A 14,515-nucleotide genomic window follows, 5' to 3' on the forward strand; every position below is an offset into this window, starting at 1 on the left:
TGAAGACCTATGTTGAAAAAGTTTTATCAAATATTGAAATGGTTTGGTTATTTAGTGACGGGCGTACTTGCTTTAATGGCTATTTTGGTTTATCGATATGATTTATCATTTTTCCCATTTCAGTATCAGTTTCGACTTTATCAACTGTACCTTTTCGCGACGCTAATGTTGTTACCCTTTTTTAGGTTGCAACATCCGACTTGGTTTGTTTCTAAGTCTGACAATTTTGAGTCGCCCAAGAAGCGGGCGTTAGATCTGCACCACCAGGACATGGCACAACACCATACAGATCGGACATGGTCATCCAATGGGGTTTCCGTGAGTCCTTGGGAGTATACCACCGCAGATACGATGACCTATGATGAAAGTATCAATTGGGCCATCAGCATTGTGAAAGCTCTGTTCATGAGTATCTTGTTCATCTTAGCGGCCCCCGTATTTTATTTGATTGCCATATTGATAAAGCAACACACCAATCATAAATAAAATTAAGCCGTCACTTGAACACGCTGCCGATCCAATTGAATTAGAAAAATTATGCTGAAAATAAAGATTGGTATAAATACAACCAGCGTGATCAGCCAACTTGAATCGGTGTTTGGGGCGGTAGCTGATTCCAGCGGGGCCCAGTCTAAAATAAAGTGCAATAAAATTGGCCACAGCAAATTGTTACCATAGGTTCGCAGAACAGCCAAAAAGACACCCATAGCTAAACTGTAAAAGACTTGTTGCCAGACAGCTTGAGGGCTGCCACCAAGCAAATTACCGAGATGCAAGACACCAAATAATATTGCTGAATATAGGGCTGCTTTAGTCAACTTATAGGTATGTGTTTTACGGACTTCCAGATAAGTTTCTAGATTCATGAAGGCAGATAAGAATAGGCCGCGACAAATAGCTTCTTCAAGAATTGCAGCAGACAAGGCTGCCACAGTATCCCACAGGAAATAATGTGATTGGAAAACGTGGTAGATGTTCAACGGCATTTTTTCTAAGCTAAGCATGATCAACACGGCAATAACAGCCAGTATACCTGAAACACGAGCAACTCTGGTCAAGTGAATCCGCTGCTTAGTAATTTTTAGCGTACTCAGTGCCCACCAAGCAATACTAAAGGCAACAAGAGCTAGTACCAAATTAGCAATCCGTTTAAAAGCTAAAGGTTCATCATAGCTAAATAAATTAAGAAAGAAAAAGGCTAAAAACAGCAAGATACCCCAAGCTAGTTGCTTGCCCCAAGACCAACTATTTTCAATAAGCATTGGATCATCCCCATCTATTGATAATATGATATTTATTAACGACTTAAGGGTAGCACAAATAATATTTAGGTCCATTTTTAATGCTATAACAGATACAATAAATATTGATTCACTTTCATGTCGGATTTTATAGCTGCTTTGTCTGTTTTAGAAATTATTTGTTCTGGAAAATTAGCAATCAACATACAAAGATATTTGTAATTTTGACTATGACGCATTGAAAAGTTATCCGCACCAAATTGACCTTGAAATTGATCAAAAGTTGCTTGAATTTGGCTGGTGGTTTGGTCGGCCAAGAAGCGGTCCAGAGCGACTACTTGAGTTGGTGCACTGTTTATGATCATCGCTTTGGCTGTATTGATCGTTATGAAGAGCCAAATTGATAAATCTGAAATTTCAGTCGGTTTTTGCTTTAAGATACGTAATGTTTCAGCGCAGATTGAATTTGTTATGATGAGCACCACCTTAGGAGTGGGTATAAGTCATTAATTTTTCTTGGATATAGGGCAATAAGCAATTATATTCATTTTTTGAAATAATTTTATGAAGGAGACTTTTCAATGAATATTGGTTTTTATTCGGCTTCGACCCCAATCACGGCTTTGTCACCTCAGCGTTTTCAGCGTGCTAAGCAGTTCCTGCGGCAACAGGGCGTTCATTTGACAGCTGGTCGATTGACGGGAAAACAAGCGGGCTATCGGTCTGGATCGATCCAAGCCAGAGCTGATGAACTCAATGAGTTGATTCATGAGCCGAAAATTGATGTCATCATGTCAACGATCGGTGGGACGAATTCGAATTCGATTTTACCTTATATTGATTATGATTATTTGAATAAACATCCCAAGACGTTTGTGGGGTATTCAGATGCCACGGCTTTGCTGTTGGCAATTCAAACGCAAGCGCCTGAATGTCGAGTTTTATATGGCCCGGCGTTAGTGGCTTCTTTTGGTGAATGGCCGCCCTATGTCTCTCAAACTTGGCATTATTTTGAACAGGTACTTCATGCCAAACCCAATCAAGCTGTGACATTAACGGCACCTGAATATTGGACGGATAAACGTGGTAATTGGGAAACTTTTGAGCATGAGAAGCAAAAATATGCTAATGCTTGGCATTATAAGAATCAGTCTGTTTTGAAAGGGCGTCTACTAGGCGGTAATTTGAATACAATGTACGGCATCGTGGCGTCTAAATATTGCCCAAGATTTACAGATAATGATATTTTATTTATTGAAGATGCTGAAAAAGACGCAGCTACTGTAGAAAAGAATTTTGCTATGTTAAAAGATGCTGGTATTTTAGATGTGGTCAAAGGCATCGTTTTAGGAAAACATGCACTTTTTGACTCGGAAAACACCAAAAAGCGACCAATCGATATTTTGCAAGAAGTCCTTAATGAGCCACAAAAACCGATCATTTATGATTACGATAGCTGTCACACAATACCCATGATGACGACGCCCCTTGGAGCTGAGGCGGTCATTGATGCGGTGAAAATGACCGTGACATTTATGGATTTCTAAGCCATATTAGTTTTAGTTAGATAAGAGTGGCAAAAGCATTGGTCGAGATTGATTTTTTTGATGATTAAGACACCTAGATATTAATATGAGCGAAAACGCTATTAAGTAATGTTAAATAAATCTAAGTTCTAGATTGAAACGGCTGACTTCAATTTAGAGCTTTTTTTGTGTTGATACGAGAAGATGCGTTGATTTATCTTTGTGAAATATTAAGGCCCAAAACGCAATCAAGCCACTGACAAAGAATGTGAATTGAAAGGCAAAGCCCATCTGAAATAAATTAGTTAAGGCACTGAACCAGACAGCACTAACAAACAAGCCAAGCACCCAATAATAAAGATGAAGGGATAATTTGAAGTTTACTTCCTGCTTATTATTAAAATAAATCGCACCGTTGAGTAAAAACAAAAAAATAAGTAGGCTGTCTAACCATAAGAAAAAAGCCGTATTTGAGTTTTGCGTCAGCCGTTCAATGAATAAAATGGCTAATAAGATACTAGGAATGCCCCGGGGGATTTGGCTGGAAACTGACGGATGTATCGTTTCTTGATCCACGAGTTGTGCCAGCGGAATATGATAGAAGCTAGCCAAACGTAAAAGCGTGTCTATATCGGGTTGATTACGGCCAGTTTCCCAGCTGGAGACGGTTTGGCGGGAGACGTGTAAATGAGTTGCTAAATCGCTTTGTTTCAGGTGATACTGCTGCCGCAATTGTTTCAAATTATCAGTCAAGTTATTTTCCATAGCTTTCGAACCTTCTTTAAACTGAAATTTCTATTAATACTAGCATAGGCGTATCGCTATATCGTTACAAGCAACAATCTCTAGCACAGCTTGAAACCTCTACATACCAAGGATCATCAGCAGTAAACTCATGATGAGAAATCGTAAGTATGGGGTGAGTATATGTTAACTGTTCAAGCAATGACGACTTATATCGGTCACAAACAAATCATTAAACAAGGTAGTTTTGAAGTTGCGGCTGGTGATATTGCGGGCTTGATTGGACCTAATGGTGCTGGTAAAACGACAATTATGAAAACAATTTTAGGGTTGATGGTATTTACTGGACAAATACAAATCAACCATCAGACGGTTTTAGAGCAAGATCATCATGCTTTGGCCAAAGTTGGCGCTTTAATAGAGCATCCAGCCATTTATCCTTTTTTAACTGGCTGGGATAATCTACGGCTATATGCCCAAACAGCAGCAAACATTCAAACGGTCGTGACCCAATTAGCAATGACGACCTTTATCCGGCAAAAAGCTAAGGATTATTCGCTAGGTATGAAACAAAAGCTGGGTATTGCTTTAGCGTTATTAAACCAGCCAGAACTTGTTTTATTAGATGAACCGATGAATGGTCTAGATATTGAAGCCACAATATTGGTTCGAAAAATCATCAAGCAATATGCTAGAAATGGCACGACTTTTTTGATTTCTAGTCATATTTTAGGTGAATTACAAAAAATTATGACCGACGTTATCTTGGTCAATGAAGGTAGAATCGTTTTGAATCAGCCGGTTCATAAATTGAACCAACTAAGGCAGCAGCGGTGCCACTTTGTGACGGATGATATACCGACGACCGTGAAATTGCTGCAGGCGCAAAAGATTCCGATAAAGTCGGTTCATGACGGCCTCAGTATTGACCGGGGATATCTGTTTCAAGTACAAGATCTTTTGGCTGCTCATAATCTGCATCTATTAGCATTATCACCTTATGATATTTCTTTTGAGCAATTGATCGTTCGCTTGTTGACACAAGGAAACGGGGTGGGCAGGTGATCATTGATTTAAAGCAGGAATTTCATAAATTTTGGCAAGAACGTCTGCCTTGGTATGGCGTAGTGGGGTTATGTCTGTTAATGGGTTACACTGCAATCACGACTACAGATGCTCAAACCTTAATGCCTCAAGGCTTTGGGATTGATCAGTGGGTCATTATTATTTTGATTACAGTTAGTTCACAATTTCTCGCGATGGAATATCAAAATCATACGATATTAAATTTGCTGTATCGAGCACAGTATCAATGGCAGGTCTATTTTGCCAAGGCTCTGGTTTTAATTAGCTACAGTGGGTTACTGTTATGTACCGGCAGTGTTTTCACATTTTTGTTAAAGCCGCTTGTCATTGGGGCACGCGACAGTTGGTTTACAGCTGCTCAGCAGTCCCAGACCTTGAGTCATGCTTTTTTGTTAAATCAAGTTGGTACATTAGTGTATAGCTTGTTTGTCGTCACGTTGGCGTTATGCTTGCTAGCTATTGTTCATGTGAACGGTGTTGTGATTGGGATTGGCTTGATAGTGGGTTTCTGGGGTGTGAATATTTCCCGGGCAATAATGTTAGCTAGTTCAAATTTGGCTAAAGTTGTCGCCTGGAACCCTTTGAACATGATCAATGTGATCACCCAGTTAAGTGAGCCAAGTGGCCAAAAAATCTCAAACTTAACAAATGGCCAGTTGATTAGCGGCAATCTTATTTACACGGCACTATTTTTGAGCCTTGGTTATATTTGCTTTAAACACCGCCACATTTAGCTATATAAGTTACATTGAAAGGAGTACAGCATGACAATCGTTTTGAAGCGAGAATTTTACAAATTAACAAAACGCAAAATTACTTGGATCGCGCCGATATTGATGCTGGCGTTTATGATTTTTATTGGGACGGCGATGGGGTCAACTTATCATAATTTGTTAATTATGAGTTGTTTTGATTCTGGTGATTGCTTGTTATTAGTGTTAGTAATCATTGGATCGACTGTATTTTCGGCAGCATTTCAAAGTCACACCATTTTAACAGAATTATATAAAGCACCAAGTCGCTTGAACGTCCATGGCGCTAAGTTGCTGGTATTATTGCTTTATAATTTTGCGTTACATTTATTGGCCATCGTTTGGACCTGCATATTAAGTTGGGTTACCTTTAAACAACCGGTTCAATGGTTCAAAGTTTATCAGCATCATCAACCGCTGATTGTCAATCTTTTAACCACTACTGGTTTGGATATTTTAGTCGGAATGTTGATCATCGGTTTTGTTTTTTTAACCTCATGCTTGATTCGATCCAATGCTGTAGTGACGACTTTTAACATGATTATTATTTTTATGGGACCCTTTGTCACGCGTAATCTGATTGGTGTTAAGCCTCAATTGGCAAGCATTATTAAGTGGAACCCATTAGCTATGACTAATTTAACACAACAATATTATAATTATGTCGCCTATCATCCGGTCACTTTATTGCGCACGGATCAATTGCTTTGGGGGACGCTGGGATATGGTCTGTTATTAATTACTTTGGGTTACCTAGCTTTTCGCAAACGGCAGTTTTGAGGTTTACTTGTGGACTTTATGTTTAATAAATAAGGCGTATGCTGGAGATAATTCAAATATTCCTAAAGGATGTGTCTTTTTGAAACCTCAAGCATTGTTAGTGATCGATGTTCAAAATGGTTTAGCTGAAGCTTGGCATTTTGATGACTTAGTACGTAAAATTAATCAGAAGATACAACAATATAGGCAACAGCAGTTACCAATTATTTTCATGCAGCACACGGATGAAACAATGCCATACGGTTCGAAAGCTTGGGCATTTTGTGATCAACTTGACGTGCAAGCACAAGATCATGTTTTTTTGAAATATCACACGGATTCATTTTATGAGACTGGTTTATCAGCTTATTTAAAGCATCAAGCAATCACCGACATAGAAGTCTGCGGGCTGCAAACAGAGTATTGTATTGACACAGCTTTACGCGTGGGACACCACCTGGGTTTTCAGATGTGGCTGACAGCTGGCATGCATTCAACTTTCGATACGCCAGAGCTAACTGCAGCTCAGGCTATTGCTTATCATGAGCGAATTTGGCAAGGGGCGTTTGCTAAAATCAGATGAATCTATTTTTAGAATCTGTCAAACACTTCTTTAAATAAGCCTTAATTGAACGTGGCTTGTTCAATTAAGGCTTATTTTTCAAAGGACAGTGACTTTGAGTTGACTGATTTTGTGGCTGGCGTTAAAGGTATACGTATCAAATCCATGTAGCGCAAACAGGGTGTGGTCTTGTTTTTGACCCGCAACTGCCCATTCCGTTTGATAGTGTTCATCTTGATCTGATATTTTGAAGATGTGTTTTAATTGTTGATTACGGTGGAAAAACTTTTGAAAGAAATCTACCAGTTGCTTATGTGTCGTTATCTTTGAGCCGTCCGCAGCGGTAATAGTAGCACCTTCGGCAAAAAAGTCGATAATTTTCTTCAATGCGATCGGGTCTTTTGATGCTTGATCTGAAAGTGTAAAATATTGCCTAATAATAGCCTTCTCATATAGTCGAGCATTACCAGGAACTGTTACAGCAAGCCAACAAGGTCATCATTATCACACCAATTTGGTGGAACGACCTGCCAGGCATGCTGAAAGGCTTCTTTGACAAGGTTATGAAAATGAACTTTGCCTATCGAGCTACAAAAACTGGTGTGAAAGGGCTATTGACTAAGATTCAGCAGCTAACGATCATAACCACTTCCACCTCACCTACTTGGTATTTAAAATTATTTTGCGGGAACGCGGTTAAATCTGTTTTTCTTAAGGCTTCAGTCAAACAGATGGGTATTAAAAATACAAGTTGGTTAAACTTTGGTAGTATTGGTAAACAAAGTTTGTCTAAGCGACAGGCATATCTTAGTGATTTATCCAAGCGTTTAAATATTATGGCAAGCTAAAAAGGGAGACCTATTTTCATGAAGCCAATCAATAATGCTATCCGCTTTCTTGTAGAAATTGCAACGCTTATTTTATTAGTTTTGTCTGGACTTAAATTTTCTCAACTACCGCTCAAATTCTTGATTGGTATTGTCTTACCAGTAGGGTTAGTTTTATTTTGGGCACGCTTCATGGCGCCTCAGTCGGTGTTACGTTTTAAATCATTAGGCCGTGTGGTAACAGAAGCTAGTCTATTTGGCGGCGTTGCAATGCTCTCATTTTTAAATTTAGCGCCCACTGTTGGTATCAGCTATGGACTTATCGCTGGAGTGAATGCCATCTTAGATCATAGGCTTTAAATTTACATAATTTTTACTGTACATCGTTGAACAGCTCATTTAAAATCTAGGAATCATAGGTTTTGAAAAGAAAGGGCGCATAACTATGAAAAAGGTGTACGGTACTATGACTTATGGTACGGGCTTTCCACTTAAAATCGAGGCTAATTCGACAAACGTTTTTCCGCGTGGCGTTGAAGTGAAAGCGGAAGTTGACCTTGAAACCGGGAAGGTTGATTTCTTTTTGGACGAGACTGCCTTAGCAAAATTGAAGCGACTTGAACAGAAATAGTGAATTACCTTTAACTTTTATTAAAAACAAAATCTCCAGAATGCTGGTAATACCAGTGATCTAGAGATTTTTTAATATATATTAATCTTACTATCTTAACGATTTTCGATAGCCAGCAGCTTGTGCTTCTTGTTCGCTATTAAAATAGACAGCATTGGCAGAATTCATATTATAGCCAGCTTGACCTGGAACATGGTAAATATGGCTTCTAGCATTACCAACAATTTGACCGGCTTGACTAGTATTCATATCACCCTGAGGTGAGCTGGTGGCTTGTGTTGGCTGTTGCTGTGTTTGTTGTGCCTGACGTTGTTGTGCTTCTTGTTGTGCCTGAGCTGCAGCCTGTTGTGAAGCAGCGACAGCTTGTGCTTTAGACTGGGATTCTGCGGCTGCCTTTTGACTTTCAGCTTCCGCTGCCTTAGTCTCTGCTTCCTGTTTACTTTGAGATTCTGCTAATTTACGACTACTTTGTGCTGCTGCAACTGCAGCTTTTGATTCTTTAGAAGCTTTAAGGTTGGCTTGTTCTTTTTCGTGAAACTTCGGCCATAATTTTTCTGCCTTAACGACATGAGCTAATAATTCCTGCTTTGATTTGCTAGCAGGTAGATGTTCAACTTCAGTTTTGACACGGCTAATTTCATCTTGCGTTGTACCACCCAATAGTTCAGAGTATTCTTTTTCAAACAAAAAGCTGACGTCTTGTCTGGCTTTCGCAAGTTGGGATTTTTCGCGAGTTGATTTATTGTGGCTGGTGCGGACGCTCTGGTGGCTCGAATAAACCGCCGCTTTTTTAGGTGTTGCAGGTTGGGTAGCTGCTAATAAAAATGGCGTTAGAATTAAGCAGTATAACCACCATTGTTGATATATTGGCCGATGTGTAATTTGATCATTTGCAGACTTAGCGTGATGTCGTTTGATTAGATATCTAATTAAACCAATTATGCCCGCAATCAATGTAATAATTCCAACGAAACCTTTTAATAAAAGCAGTAGTATTATGATACCAATAAAACTGACCCAATATTTTGGCGCTTTAAATTTCCCCAAATTAAAGTGATTTTTCATCATACTTCCTCTCCTTAAATGAAATAGATCACATAAAATTATACAGAAATATGAGAAAAAATAAATAAGTAATTTTACTAATATCTTTTTTAAACAATTTATTGGCACTTAATTAATTAATTTAAATATAATTCAACATTTTGATCATGCTAGTTCATCAAATAACGTTTGCAATTGCTGCTTTTAAGTCTCGCGTTGCTTTGGCAGCGTCTGGGGCTTGCATGATGGCTGAAACAACGGCAACACCAGCAACATGGGCTGGCGCCAATACCTGTAAATTGTCAGCTTTTAAGCCGCCAATGGCATAGACAGGAATTTGAACATTTTGGCGGATTGTTGTTAAAGTTGCCACCGATGTCGGGACAGTTTTAACATGCGTTTTTGTCGGAAAAATCGCACCAACACCTAAATAGTCAGCGCCTAGTTTTTCGGCTGTTTGTGCTTGAGCTAGCGTTTTAGTTGTCGCACCAATGATTTTATCAGGGCCTAACAATTGCCGAGCAACATCAACCGGCAGATCACTCTGACCTAAATGAACACCAGCCGCATCAACGGCTTGGGCAATATCTAAACGGTCGTCGATGATCAAAGGAATTTCGTACTGGTCAGTGATTTGTTTTACCTCTAGCGCAATTCGATACAGCTCACGACTAGATTGATCTTTTTCTCTAAGCTGAACTAGCGAGACCCCATTTTGACAGGCTTGAGTGATGACCGCCAAAAATTGGGTATAGGTCAGATTCGTTTGATCGGTAACCAGATATAATGGGTGTTTGGTAAGTTTCATGTGAAACGCCTCCACTGATTGATTTAATGTGACGTTATTGTAAACGAACTTTAATCAAAAGTATACAAATAATTTTCGTGGTTGACTTTTATGCTTGTAGCAGTTATAAATATTAAAGAGCTTGCAAGAACATAGCTCAATTTAATTCAATATATCGTCTGGGGTGCCTGATAAAGGCTGAGATCAAACCCATCGAACCTGATGTAGTTCATACTGCCGAAGGAAGAGCGAACTTAAAAGTGTACCTTTAATTAGTTGACTTTTTAAACCCTTCTTTTGCAAAAGAGAAGGGTTTTTCTTTTTTGCAAGAGTGCGTTAACTAGCATACACGAACAAACCTCTTTTTTCGGATCAACGAGAAAGGAGGTTCTTTTTATGATTATTGTGAATGGTCAAAGTGAAGCTGGTGCTGTTGGCTTAACGATTGCTGACTTTTTGCGCCAAAGAAAAGCGCCAATTGAAAATATTGTGGTTGAAAAAAATGGCGAAATCGTACATCGCGCTGATTTTGAAACGGTCAAAATTGTTGAAAATGACCACCTTGAATTGATTTCATTTGTTGGTGGTGGCTAAAGCTAAAGGAGATAAAAAATAATGCAAAACCCAGAAATTCAAGGGCTGCCTTTTGAAACTGTTTATCAAGAAATGAAAGCACGAAATGTTCAAGATTCTACCGATCAGTTAGCAGCAGCCCACGTGACCATTGCTGGTGCCGGTGGCCTGGGATCGAATATTGCGATTGCGCTGACACGGATCGGGGTTGGACATTTAACGTTAATTGATTTTGATGTGGTTGAATTGAGTAACTTAAATCGGCAGCAGTTCAAATTGAGTCAAATTGGGGTACCCAAAGTTATCGCACTCAAACAAAATTTGCAGGAATTTAACCCCTTTATTGAGATCAAAACAGTTCAAACTAAAATCGAACATGATAACGTTGCGGCTTTATTCGCAGAGGCAGATATTATTTGTGAGGCGTTTGATGATCCTGCTGCTAAAGCAATGTTGCTGGATGCGGCTACTGAATTTTATCCCGATAAACCAATTGTTATGGGCACGGGAATGGCTGGCGTACATAGTTCAAACACGGTGGTCACAAAACATCCAAGACCCAATTTATATATTGCGGGTGATGGCACGAGTGTCGGGACAGAAGGCTTGATGGCACCACGGGTCATGATCGCCGCCGGGCACGAAGCCAATATGATCGTACGGCTTATTTTAGGCAAGACAGATATTTGAGGAGGCATTGACATGGTTACAACAATAGATCCGTTAATCATTGGGACACATAGTTTTTCATCACGATTTATTTTAGGTTCAGGTAAATACTCATATGATTTGATTGACTCGGCTGTGAATCACGCGAAAGCTCAAATTATTACAATGGCTTTACGACGTCATACCAGCGCTGAAGAAAATATTTTAAACTATATTCCTAAAGACGTGGTCATTTTACCGAATACATCTGGTTCGACTAATGCTGAGGAAGCGATTCGGACTGCTCGGATTGCTCGAGAGCTAAGCGGCAGTGCGTTCATTAAGTTAGAAGTTATTCCGGATAAAAAGTATCTGATGCCAGACAACTATGAAACACTTAAGGCAACTGAAACTTTGGCGAATGAAGGTTTTATTGTGATGCCATACATGCTGCCTGATTTGAACGTCGCGCGCCAATTAGTTGCTGCAGGCGCCGCAACGGTGATGCCGCTGGGGGCGCCAATCGGAACGAATAAAGGTTTAGCAACTAAAGATCTTATTCAGATTTTGATTGATGAGATTGACGTGCCGGTTATTGTAGATGCTGGAATTGGCAAGCCGAGTCAAGCTGCTGAAGCGATGGAGATGGGGGCAGCTGCCGTGATGGCAAATACATCAATGGCTACAGCGGGCAATATTCCGCTTATGGCTGAAGCATTCAAACTAGCTATTGAAGCTGGACGCAAAGCCTATTTAGCTAAGCCTGGTCGCGTGATCGATCATGGTGCTGTGGCTTCTTCACCATTAACAGGTGTTAGTACGGCTAAATAACGGGACGGTGATTTTTTACGACAATTAGGTCAACAGAACTGACGCGAAGAATGGCTGAAATCAACGCCTTATCTGGTGAACAATCGGGCCAAAATAGGTTGGTCTATTCATCAACCTGGATCCAAGCACAGCAGCAATTGATTGCTTGGGGGCAGCAGTTGGGGTTAAGGGTGACTGTTGACCGTTACGGTACTGTTTATTTGGATTTAGTCGGCCGTGAATTTCCCGGTCAGATCATTGCCACCGGGTCACATATGGATACGGTACGCCAAGGCGGGGATTATGATGGCTTGTACGGTGTGATTGGCGGTCTTGAAGCAATTGCGAATTTAGCCAAGCGTTTTGGTCAACCGAAAAAAACGCTTCGATTAATTGCCTTTAGTGAAGAAGAAGGCAGTCGATTCCCCGCCACTTTTACCGGCTCTAAGCATTATGCGCGCCTACCCGTCACTGAGACCATCAATGATGATCAGGGGCTAAGTTTTGCAGTAGCACGAGCTCAAGCGGTTGCCCAGCTAGTCAAGGATGGGGTTGTATTCGAACTACCCCAACTTCCTGAAACCTTTACGGAACTACATATTGAGCAAGGGCCACGGTTATTTGACCAAAAGATCGACATTGGTTTAGTTGAAAGCATCGTCGGACAAAAACGGTATACCGTGGTGGTTAAGGGGCAGGCCAATCATGCCGGTACAACGCCAATGGTTGATCGGGCGGATGCGTTGCAAACAGCGGTTATGTTAATTCATTATTTACAAGAACAACGCCGCCGTTTTTCGGAACAATTGACGCTAACCGTGGGCGCATTTGCGGTTTTACCCAATACTGCTAATGTGATTCCGGGCAGGGTACAATTTACGGTGGATTGCCGAAGTTCAGATGCGATAGAACTAACAAGTTATGGCCGTTTGGTTGAAAATTTGGCACAGGTTGAAACAAATCCTAGGATTTCAATTGAGATCAGCCAGTGGACGGAAACAGCAGTGACCGAATTAGATTCGATGCTGCTGACAGAGCATCAAAAGTTAGCCGATAAATTAGGTTTTAGTTGGTGCAAACTGGCTTCCGGTGCCGGCCACGATAGTCAGATCATGGCTCAAGTTGCCCGAACAACCATGATTTTTGTACCTAGTGTTGGGGGTATCAGTCATGCCCCAGCGGAGTACACACCAACGGCAGATTTAGAACGTGGATTAGCATTGTTAACGGCAAGTCTTTATGAACAAGCGTATGGAGGAGTGACGACAAACAAGTGAAACGCATTAATTTAACCATGCAGATCAGTATTGGTATGGTAATTGGTATCATTTTGGGACTAGTTTTTGGACCCAAAATTGCGGGAATACAGCTTTTCGGCAATATCTTTTTAAGGTTAATTCAAATGGCCGTGGTTTTACTGATTTTTGGCATGGTTATTGAGTCTTTGGGTCAAATCAAAGCGAACCAATTAAAAAAATTAGGTACAAAAACAGCGATTTGGTTTTTAGTTACGACCGTTATTGCTGCTGTTTTAGGCTTAATTATTGGGTATATGATGCGACCAGGAGCAGGATTGAAATTAGCCACGTTACATGCAAATGGATCCCTAGGGAAGGCACCGAAGGATATCAGTACCATTGTGCTAAGTTTTTTCCCCACCAATATTTTTGAAGCTTTGGCAAGCGGCAATGTGATTCAAGTGATCATTTTTGCTATTTTATTTGGCATCGTGCTTAATCGCGCAAATACAGCAGGTAAATTTGATCAAGTCCTAGAACTTGTTAAAGCAATCAATGGTCTAACGATTCGATTAGTGATGCTGGTCATGAAATTGGCACCGCTTGGCATCATGGCCCTGATGGCTTGGGTAACCGCTACTAATGGGTTGAAGGTGATTTTACCATTAGTTAAATTTTTAGTCGCCTTTGGGATTGGCAGTGCTAGTTTTCTGATCGTTTTATTTGTGGGCATCAGCTGGTATGCTAAAGTGCCGTTAGGTGGCCTGATCAATGGCTTTTCGCGCATTATGTTGGTGGCCTTTACGACGACCTCTTCCGCAATTTCGTTACCAGTGGAATTAGCTGATGCGGAAAGCCGTTTAGGTGTTGGAAAAGCTATCAGCCAGTTAGTTTTACCATTAGGGATGGCTTTGAATAGTAACGGTTTGGCAATGTATCTGTCGCTAGCGTGTGTTACCTTAACGCAGATGATGGGCCTTGATTTGACACCGGGAGCGATGGTTCAAGTCGTAGTGCTGGCTTTGATTTCTTGTTTAGGCACGGTAGTCGTTCCTGGCGGTGGCTTGGTGGCGCTGACGATCGTTGTCCCTACATTAGGCCTGCCACTGCAAACGATTGCGATTTTAGCGGGAATCGATTGGTTTTCCGGTATGTTCCGTACCGTATTGAATGTGGTGGGTGATACGACCACAGCGATCGCCATTGCGGCAGATGAAAATGCTCTGGATCGGACGGTTTATCAACGGCAGACAGCCACTAAATTAAATTTAAAATAAGTTTGCTGTT

Annotated in this window: 20 protein-coding genes and 1 riboswitch; of the genes, 14 read left to right on the forward strand and 6 right to left on the reverse strand. The window is 40.6% G+C overall.

What is annotated here, in order from left to right; all coding sequences use genetic code 11:
- Nucleotides 1-9 precede the first annotated feature (9 nt).
- Nucleotides 10-486 carry a hypothetical protein gene (locus tag ACNAN0_RS02595; protein ID WP_416353774.1) on the forward strand — a complete coding sequence of 159 codons (477 nt, stop codon included), beginning with the start codon at nucleotides 10-12 and terminating at the stop codon, nucleotides 484-486.
- A 2-nt stretch (nucleotides 487-488) separates the two neighbouring features.
- Here ACNAN0_RS02595 and ACNAN0_RS02600 read toward each other — a convergent pair whose 3' ends face one another.
- Nucleotides 489-1,262, reverse strand: coding sequence for a CPBP family intramembrane glutamic endopeptidase (locus tag ACNAN0_RS02600; protein ID WP_416353775.1), 774 nt, complete (start codon nucleotides 1,260-1,262; stop codon nucleotides 489-491).
- 83 nt (nucleotides 1,263-1,345) lie between these two features.
- A complete protein-coding gene (locus tag ACNAN0_RS02605; RefSeq protein ID WP_230913616.1) occupies nucleotides 1,346-1,723 on the reverse strand; it encodes a hypothetical protein in 378 nt (125 codons plus the stop codon).
- 99 nt (nucleotides 1,724-1,822) lie between these two features.
- Here ACNAN0_RS02605 and ACNAN0_RS02610 point away from each other — a divergent pair, with 99 nt between their 5' ends.
- Entirely contained in the window at nucleotides 1,823-2,788 is a 966-nt protein-coding gene (locus ACNAN0_RS02610) for a S66 family peptidase (protein ID WP_230913615.1), read from the forward strand.
- 153 nt (nucleotides 2,789-2,941) lie between these two features.
- Here ACNAN0_RS02610 and ACNAN0_RS02615 read toward each other — a convergent pair whose 3' ends face one another.
- Complete coding sequence (locus ACNAN0_RS02615) at nucleotides 2,942-3,532, reverse strand: helix-turn-helix transcriptional regulator (RefSeq protein WP_230913614.1); 591 nt, start codon at nucleotides 3,530-3,532, stop codon at nucleotides 2,942-2,944.
- 162 nt (nucleotides 3,533-3,694) lie between these two features.
- Here ACNAN0_RS02615 and ACNAN0_RS02620 point away from each other — a divergent pair, with 162 nt between their 5' ends.
- From ACNAN0_RS02620 to ACNAN0_RS02635, 4 genes are all read left to right on the forward strand, one after another.
- Nucleotides 3,695-4,576 carry an ABC transporter ATP-binding protein gene (locus ACNAN0_RS02620; protein WP_416353776.1) on the forward strand — a complete coding sequence of 294 codons (882 nt, stop codon included), beginning with the start codon at nucleotides 3,695-3,697 and terminating at the stop codon, nucleotides 4,574-4,576.
- A complete protein-coding gene (locus ACNAN0_RS02625) occupies nucleotides 4,573-5,331 on the forward strand; it encodes an ABC transporter permease (protein ID WP_416353777.1) in 759 nt (252 codons plus the stop codon). Before ACNAN0_RS02620 ends, ACNAN0_RS02625 begins: the two co-directional genes overlap by 4 nt.
- 30 nt (nucleotides 5,332-5,361) lie before the next feature.
- The gene (locus tag ACNAN0_RS02630; RefSeq protein WP_416353778.1) at nucleotides 5,362-6,129 is read left to right on the forward strand and encodes an ABC transporter permease; all 768 of its coding nucleotides are present in this window, start codon (nucleotides 5,362-5,364) and stop codon (nucleotides 6,127-6,129) included.
- Between the two features lie 79 nt (nucleotides 6,130-6,208).
- Nucleotides 6,209-6,691, forward strand: a complete 483-nt coding sequence (locus tag ACNAN0_RS02635; RefSeq protein ID WP_230913610.1) for an isochorismatase family protein — start codon at nucleotides 6,209-6,211, stop codon at nucleotides 6,689-6,691.
- Nucleotides 6,692-6,769: 78 nt separating this feature from the next.
- On the opposite strand, the gene ACNAN0_RS02640 is transcribed toward ACNAN0_RS02635, so the two are convergent.
- A complete protein-coding gene (locus tag ACNAN0_RS02640; protein WP_230913609.1) occupies nucleotides 6,770-7,057 on the reverse strand; it encodes a hypothetical protein in 288 nt (95 codons plus the stop codon).
- 65 nt (nucleotides 7,058-7,122) lie between these two features.
- Between ACNAN0_RS02640 and ACNAN0_RS02645 the strand changes: the two genes are divergently transcribed.
- The 3 genes from ACNAN0_RS02645 (at nucleotide 7,123) to ACNAN0_RS02655 (ending at nucleotide 8,128) form a co-directional block, all read left to right on the forward strand.
- Nucleotides 7,123-7,518 (forward strand): NAD(P)H-dependent oxidoreductase, encoded by a 396-nt coding sequence (locus ACNAN0_RS02645; protein ID WP_330166085.1) that lies wholly within the window; start codon nucleotides 7,123-7,125, stop codon nucleotides 7,516-7,518.
- Between the two features lie 18 nt (nucleotides 7,519-7,536).
- Nucleotides 7,537-7,857, forward strand: a complete 321-nt coding sequence (locus ACNAN0_RS02650) for a YrdB family protein (RefSeq protein WP_230913608.1) — start codon at nucleotides 7,537-7,539, stop codon at nucleotides 7,855-7,857.
- 85 nt (nucleotides 7,858-7,942) lie between these two features.
- Nucleotides 7,943-8,128, forward strand: coding sequence for a hypothetical protein (locus tag ACNAN0_RS02655; protein ID WP_230913607.1), 186 nt, complete (start codon nucleotides 7,943-7,945; stop codon nucleotides 8,126-8,128).
- A gap of 90 nt (nucleotides 8,129-8,218) precedes the next feature.
- Here ACNAN0_RS02655 and ACNAN0_RS02660 read toward each other — a convergent pair whose 3' ends face one another.
- Nucleotides 8,219-9,196 (reverse strand): toxin Cry1Ac domain D-VI-related protein, encoded by a 978-nt coding sequence (locus ACNAN0_RS02660; protein WP_230913606.1) that lies wholly within the window; start codon nucleotides 9,194-9,196, stop codon nucleotides 8,219-8,221.
- Nucleotides 9,197-9,350: 154 nt separating this feature from the next.
- Nucleotides 9,351-9,980: a thiamine phosphate synthase gene (thiE, locus tag ACNAN0_RS02665; RefSeq protein ID WP_416353779.1), complete on the reverse strand. Its 630-nt coding sequence runs from the start codon at nucleotides 9,978-9,980 to the stop codon at nucleotides 9,351-9,353.
- Between the two features lie 149 nt (nucleotides 9,981-10,129).
- A riboswitch (TPP riboswitch) is annotated at nucleotides 10,130-10,223 on the forward strand.
- A 132-nt stretch (nucleotides 10,224-10,355) separates the two neighbouring features.
- Between thiE and thiS the strand changes: the two genes are divergently transcribed.
- From thiS to ACNAN0_RS02690, 5 genes are read left to right on the forward strand one after another with little or no spacing between them, the layout of a single operon-like run.
- Nucleotides 10,356-10,553, forward strand: a complete 198-nt coding sequence (gene thiS / locus ACNAN0_RS02670) for a sulfur carrier protein ThiS (protein ID WP_416353780.1) — start codon at nucleotides 10,356-10,358, stop codon at nucleotides 10,551-10,553.
- 21 nt (nucleotides 10,554-10,574) lie between these two features.
- On the forward strand, nucleotides 10,575-11,222 hold the full coding sequence (gene thiF, locus ACNAN0_RS02675; protein WP_416353781.1) for a sulfur carrier protein ThiS adenylyltransferase ThiF: 648 nt from the start codon (nucleotides 10,575-10,577) through the stop codon (nucleotides 11,220-11,222).
- Between the two features lie 12 nt (nucleotides 11,223-11,234).
- The gene (locus ACNAN0_RS02680) at nucleotides 11,235-12,011 is read left to right on the forward strand and encodes a thiazole synthase (RefSeq protein WP_230913602.1); all 777 of its coding nucleotides are present in this window, start codon (nucleotides 11,235-11,237) and stop codon (nucleotides 12,009-12,011) included.
- 50 nt (nucleotides 12,012-12,061) lie between these two features.
- Nucleotides 12,062-13,267 (forward strand): Zn-dependent hydrolase, encoded by a 1,206-nt coding sequence (locus ACNAN0_RS02685; RefSeq protein ID WP_230913601.1) that lies wholly within the window; start codon nucleotides 12,062-12,064, stop codon nucleotides 13,265-13,267.
- Nucleotides 13,264-14,505 carry a dicarboxylate/amino acid:cation symporter gene (locus tag ACNAN0_RS02690; protein ID WP_416353782.1) on the forward strand — a complete coding sequence of 414 codons (1,242 nt, stop codon included), beginning with the start codon at nucleotides 13,264-13,266 and terminating at the stop codon, nucleotides 14,503-14,505. Before ACNAN0_RS02685 ends, ACNAN0_RS02690 begins: the two co-directional genes overlap by 4 nt.
- The last annotated feature ends 10 nt before the right edge of the window (nucleotides 14,506-14,515 follow it).

It is taken from the genome of Agrilactobacillus fermenti (assembly GCF_047943045.1).
GTDB classification, from domain to species: Bacteria; Bacillota; Bacilli; order Lactobacillales; family Lactobacillaceae; genus Agrilactobacillus; species Agrilactobacillus fermenti.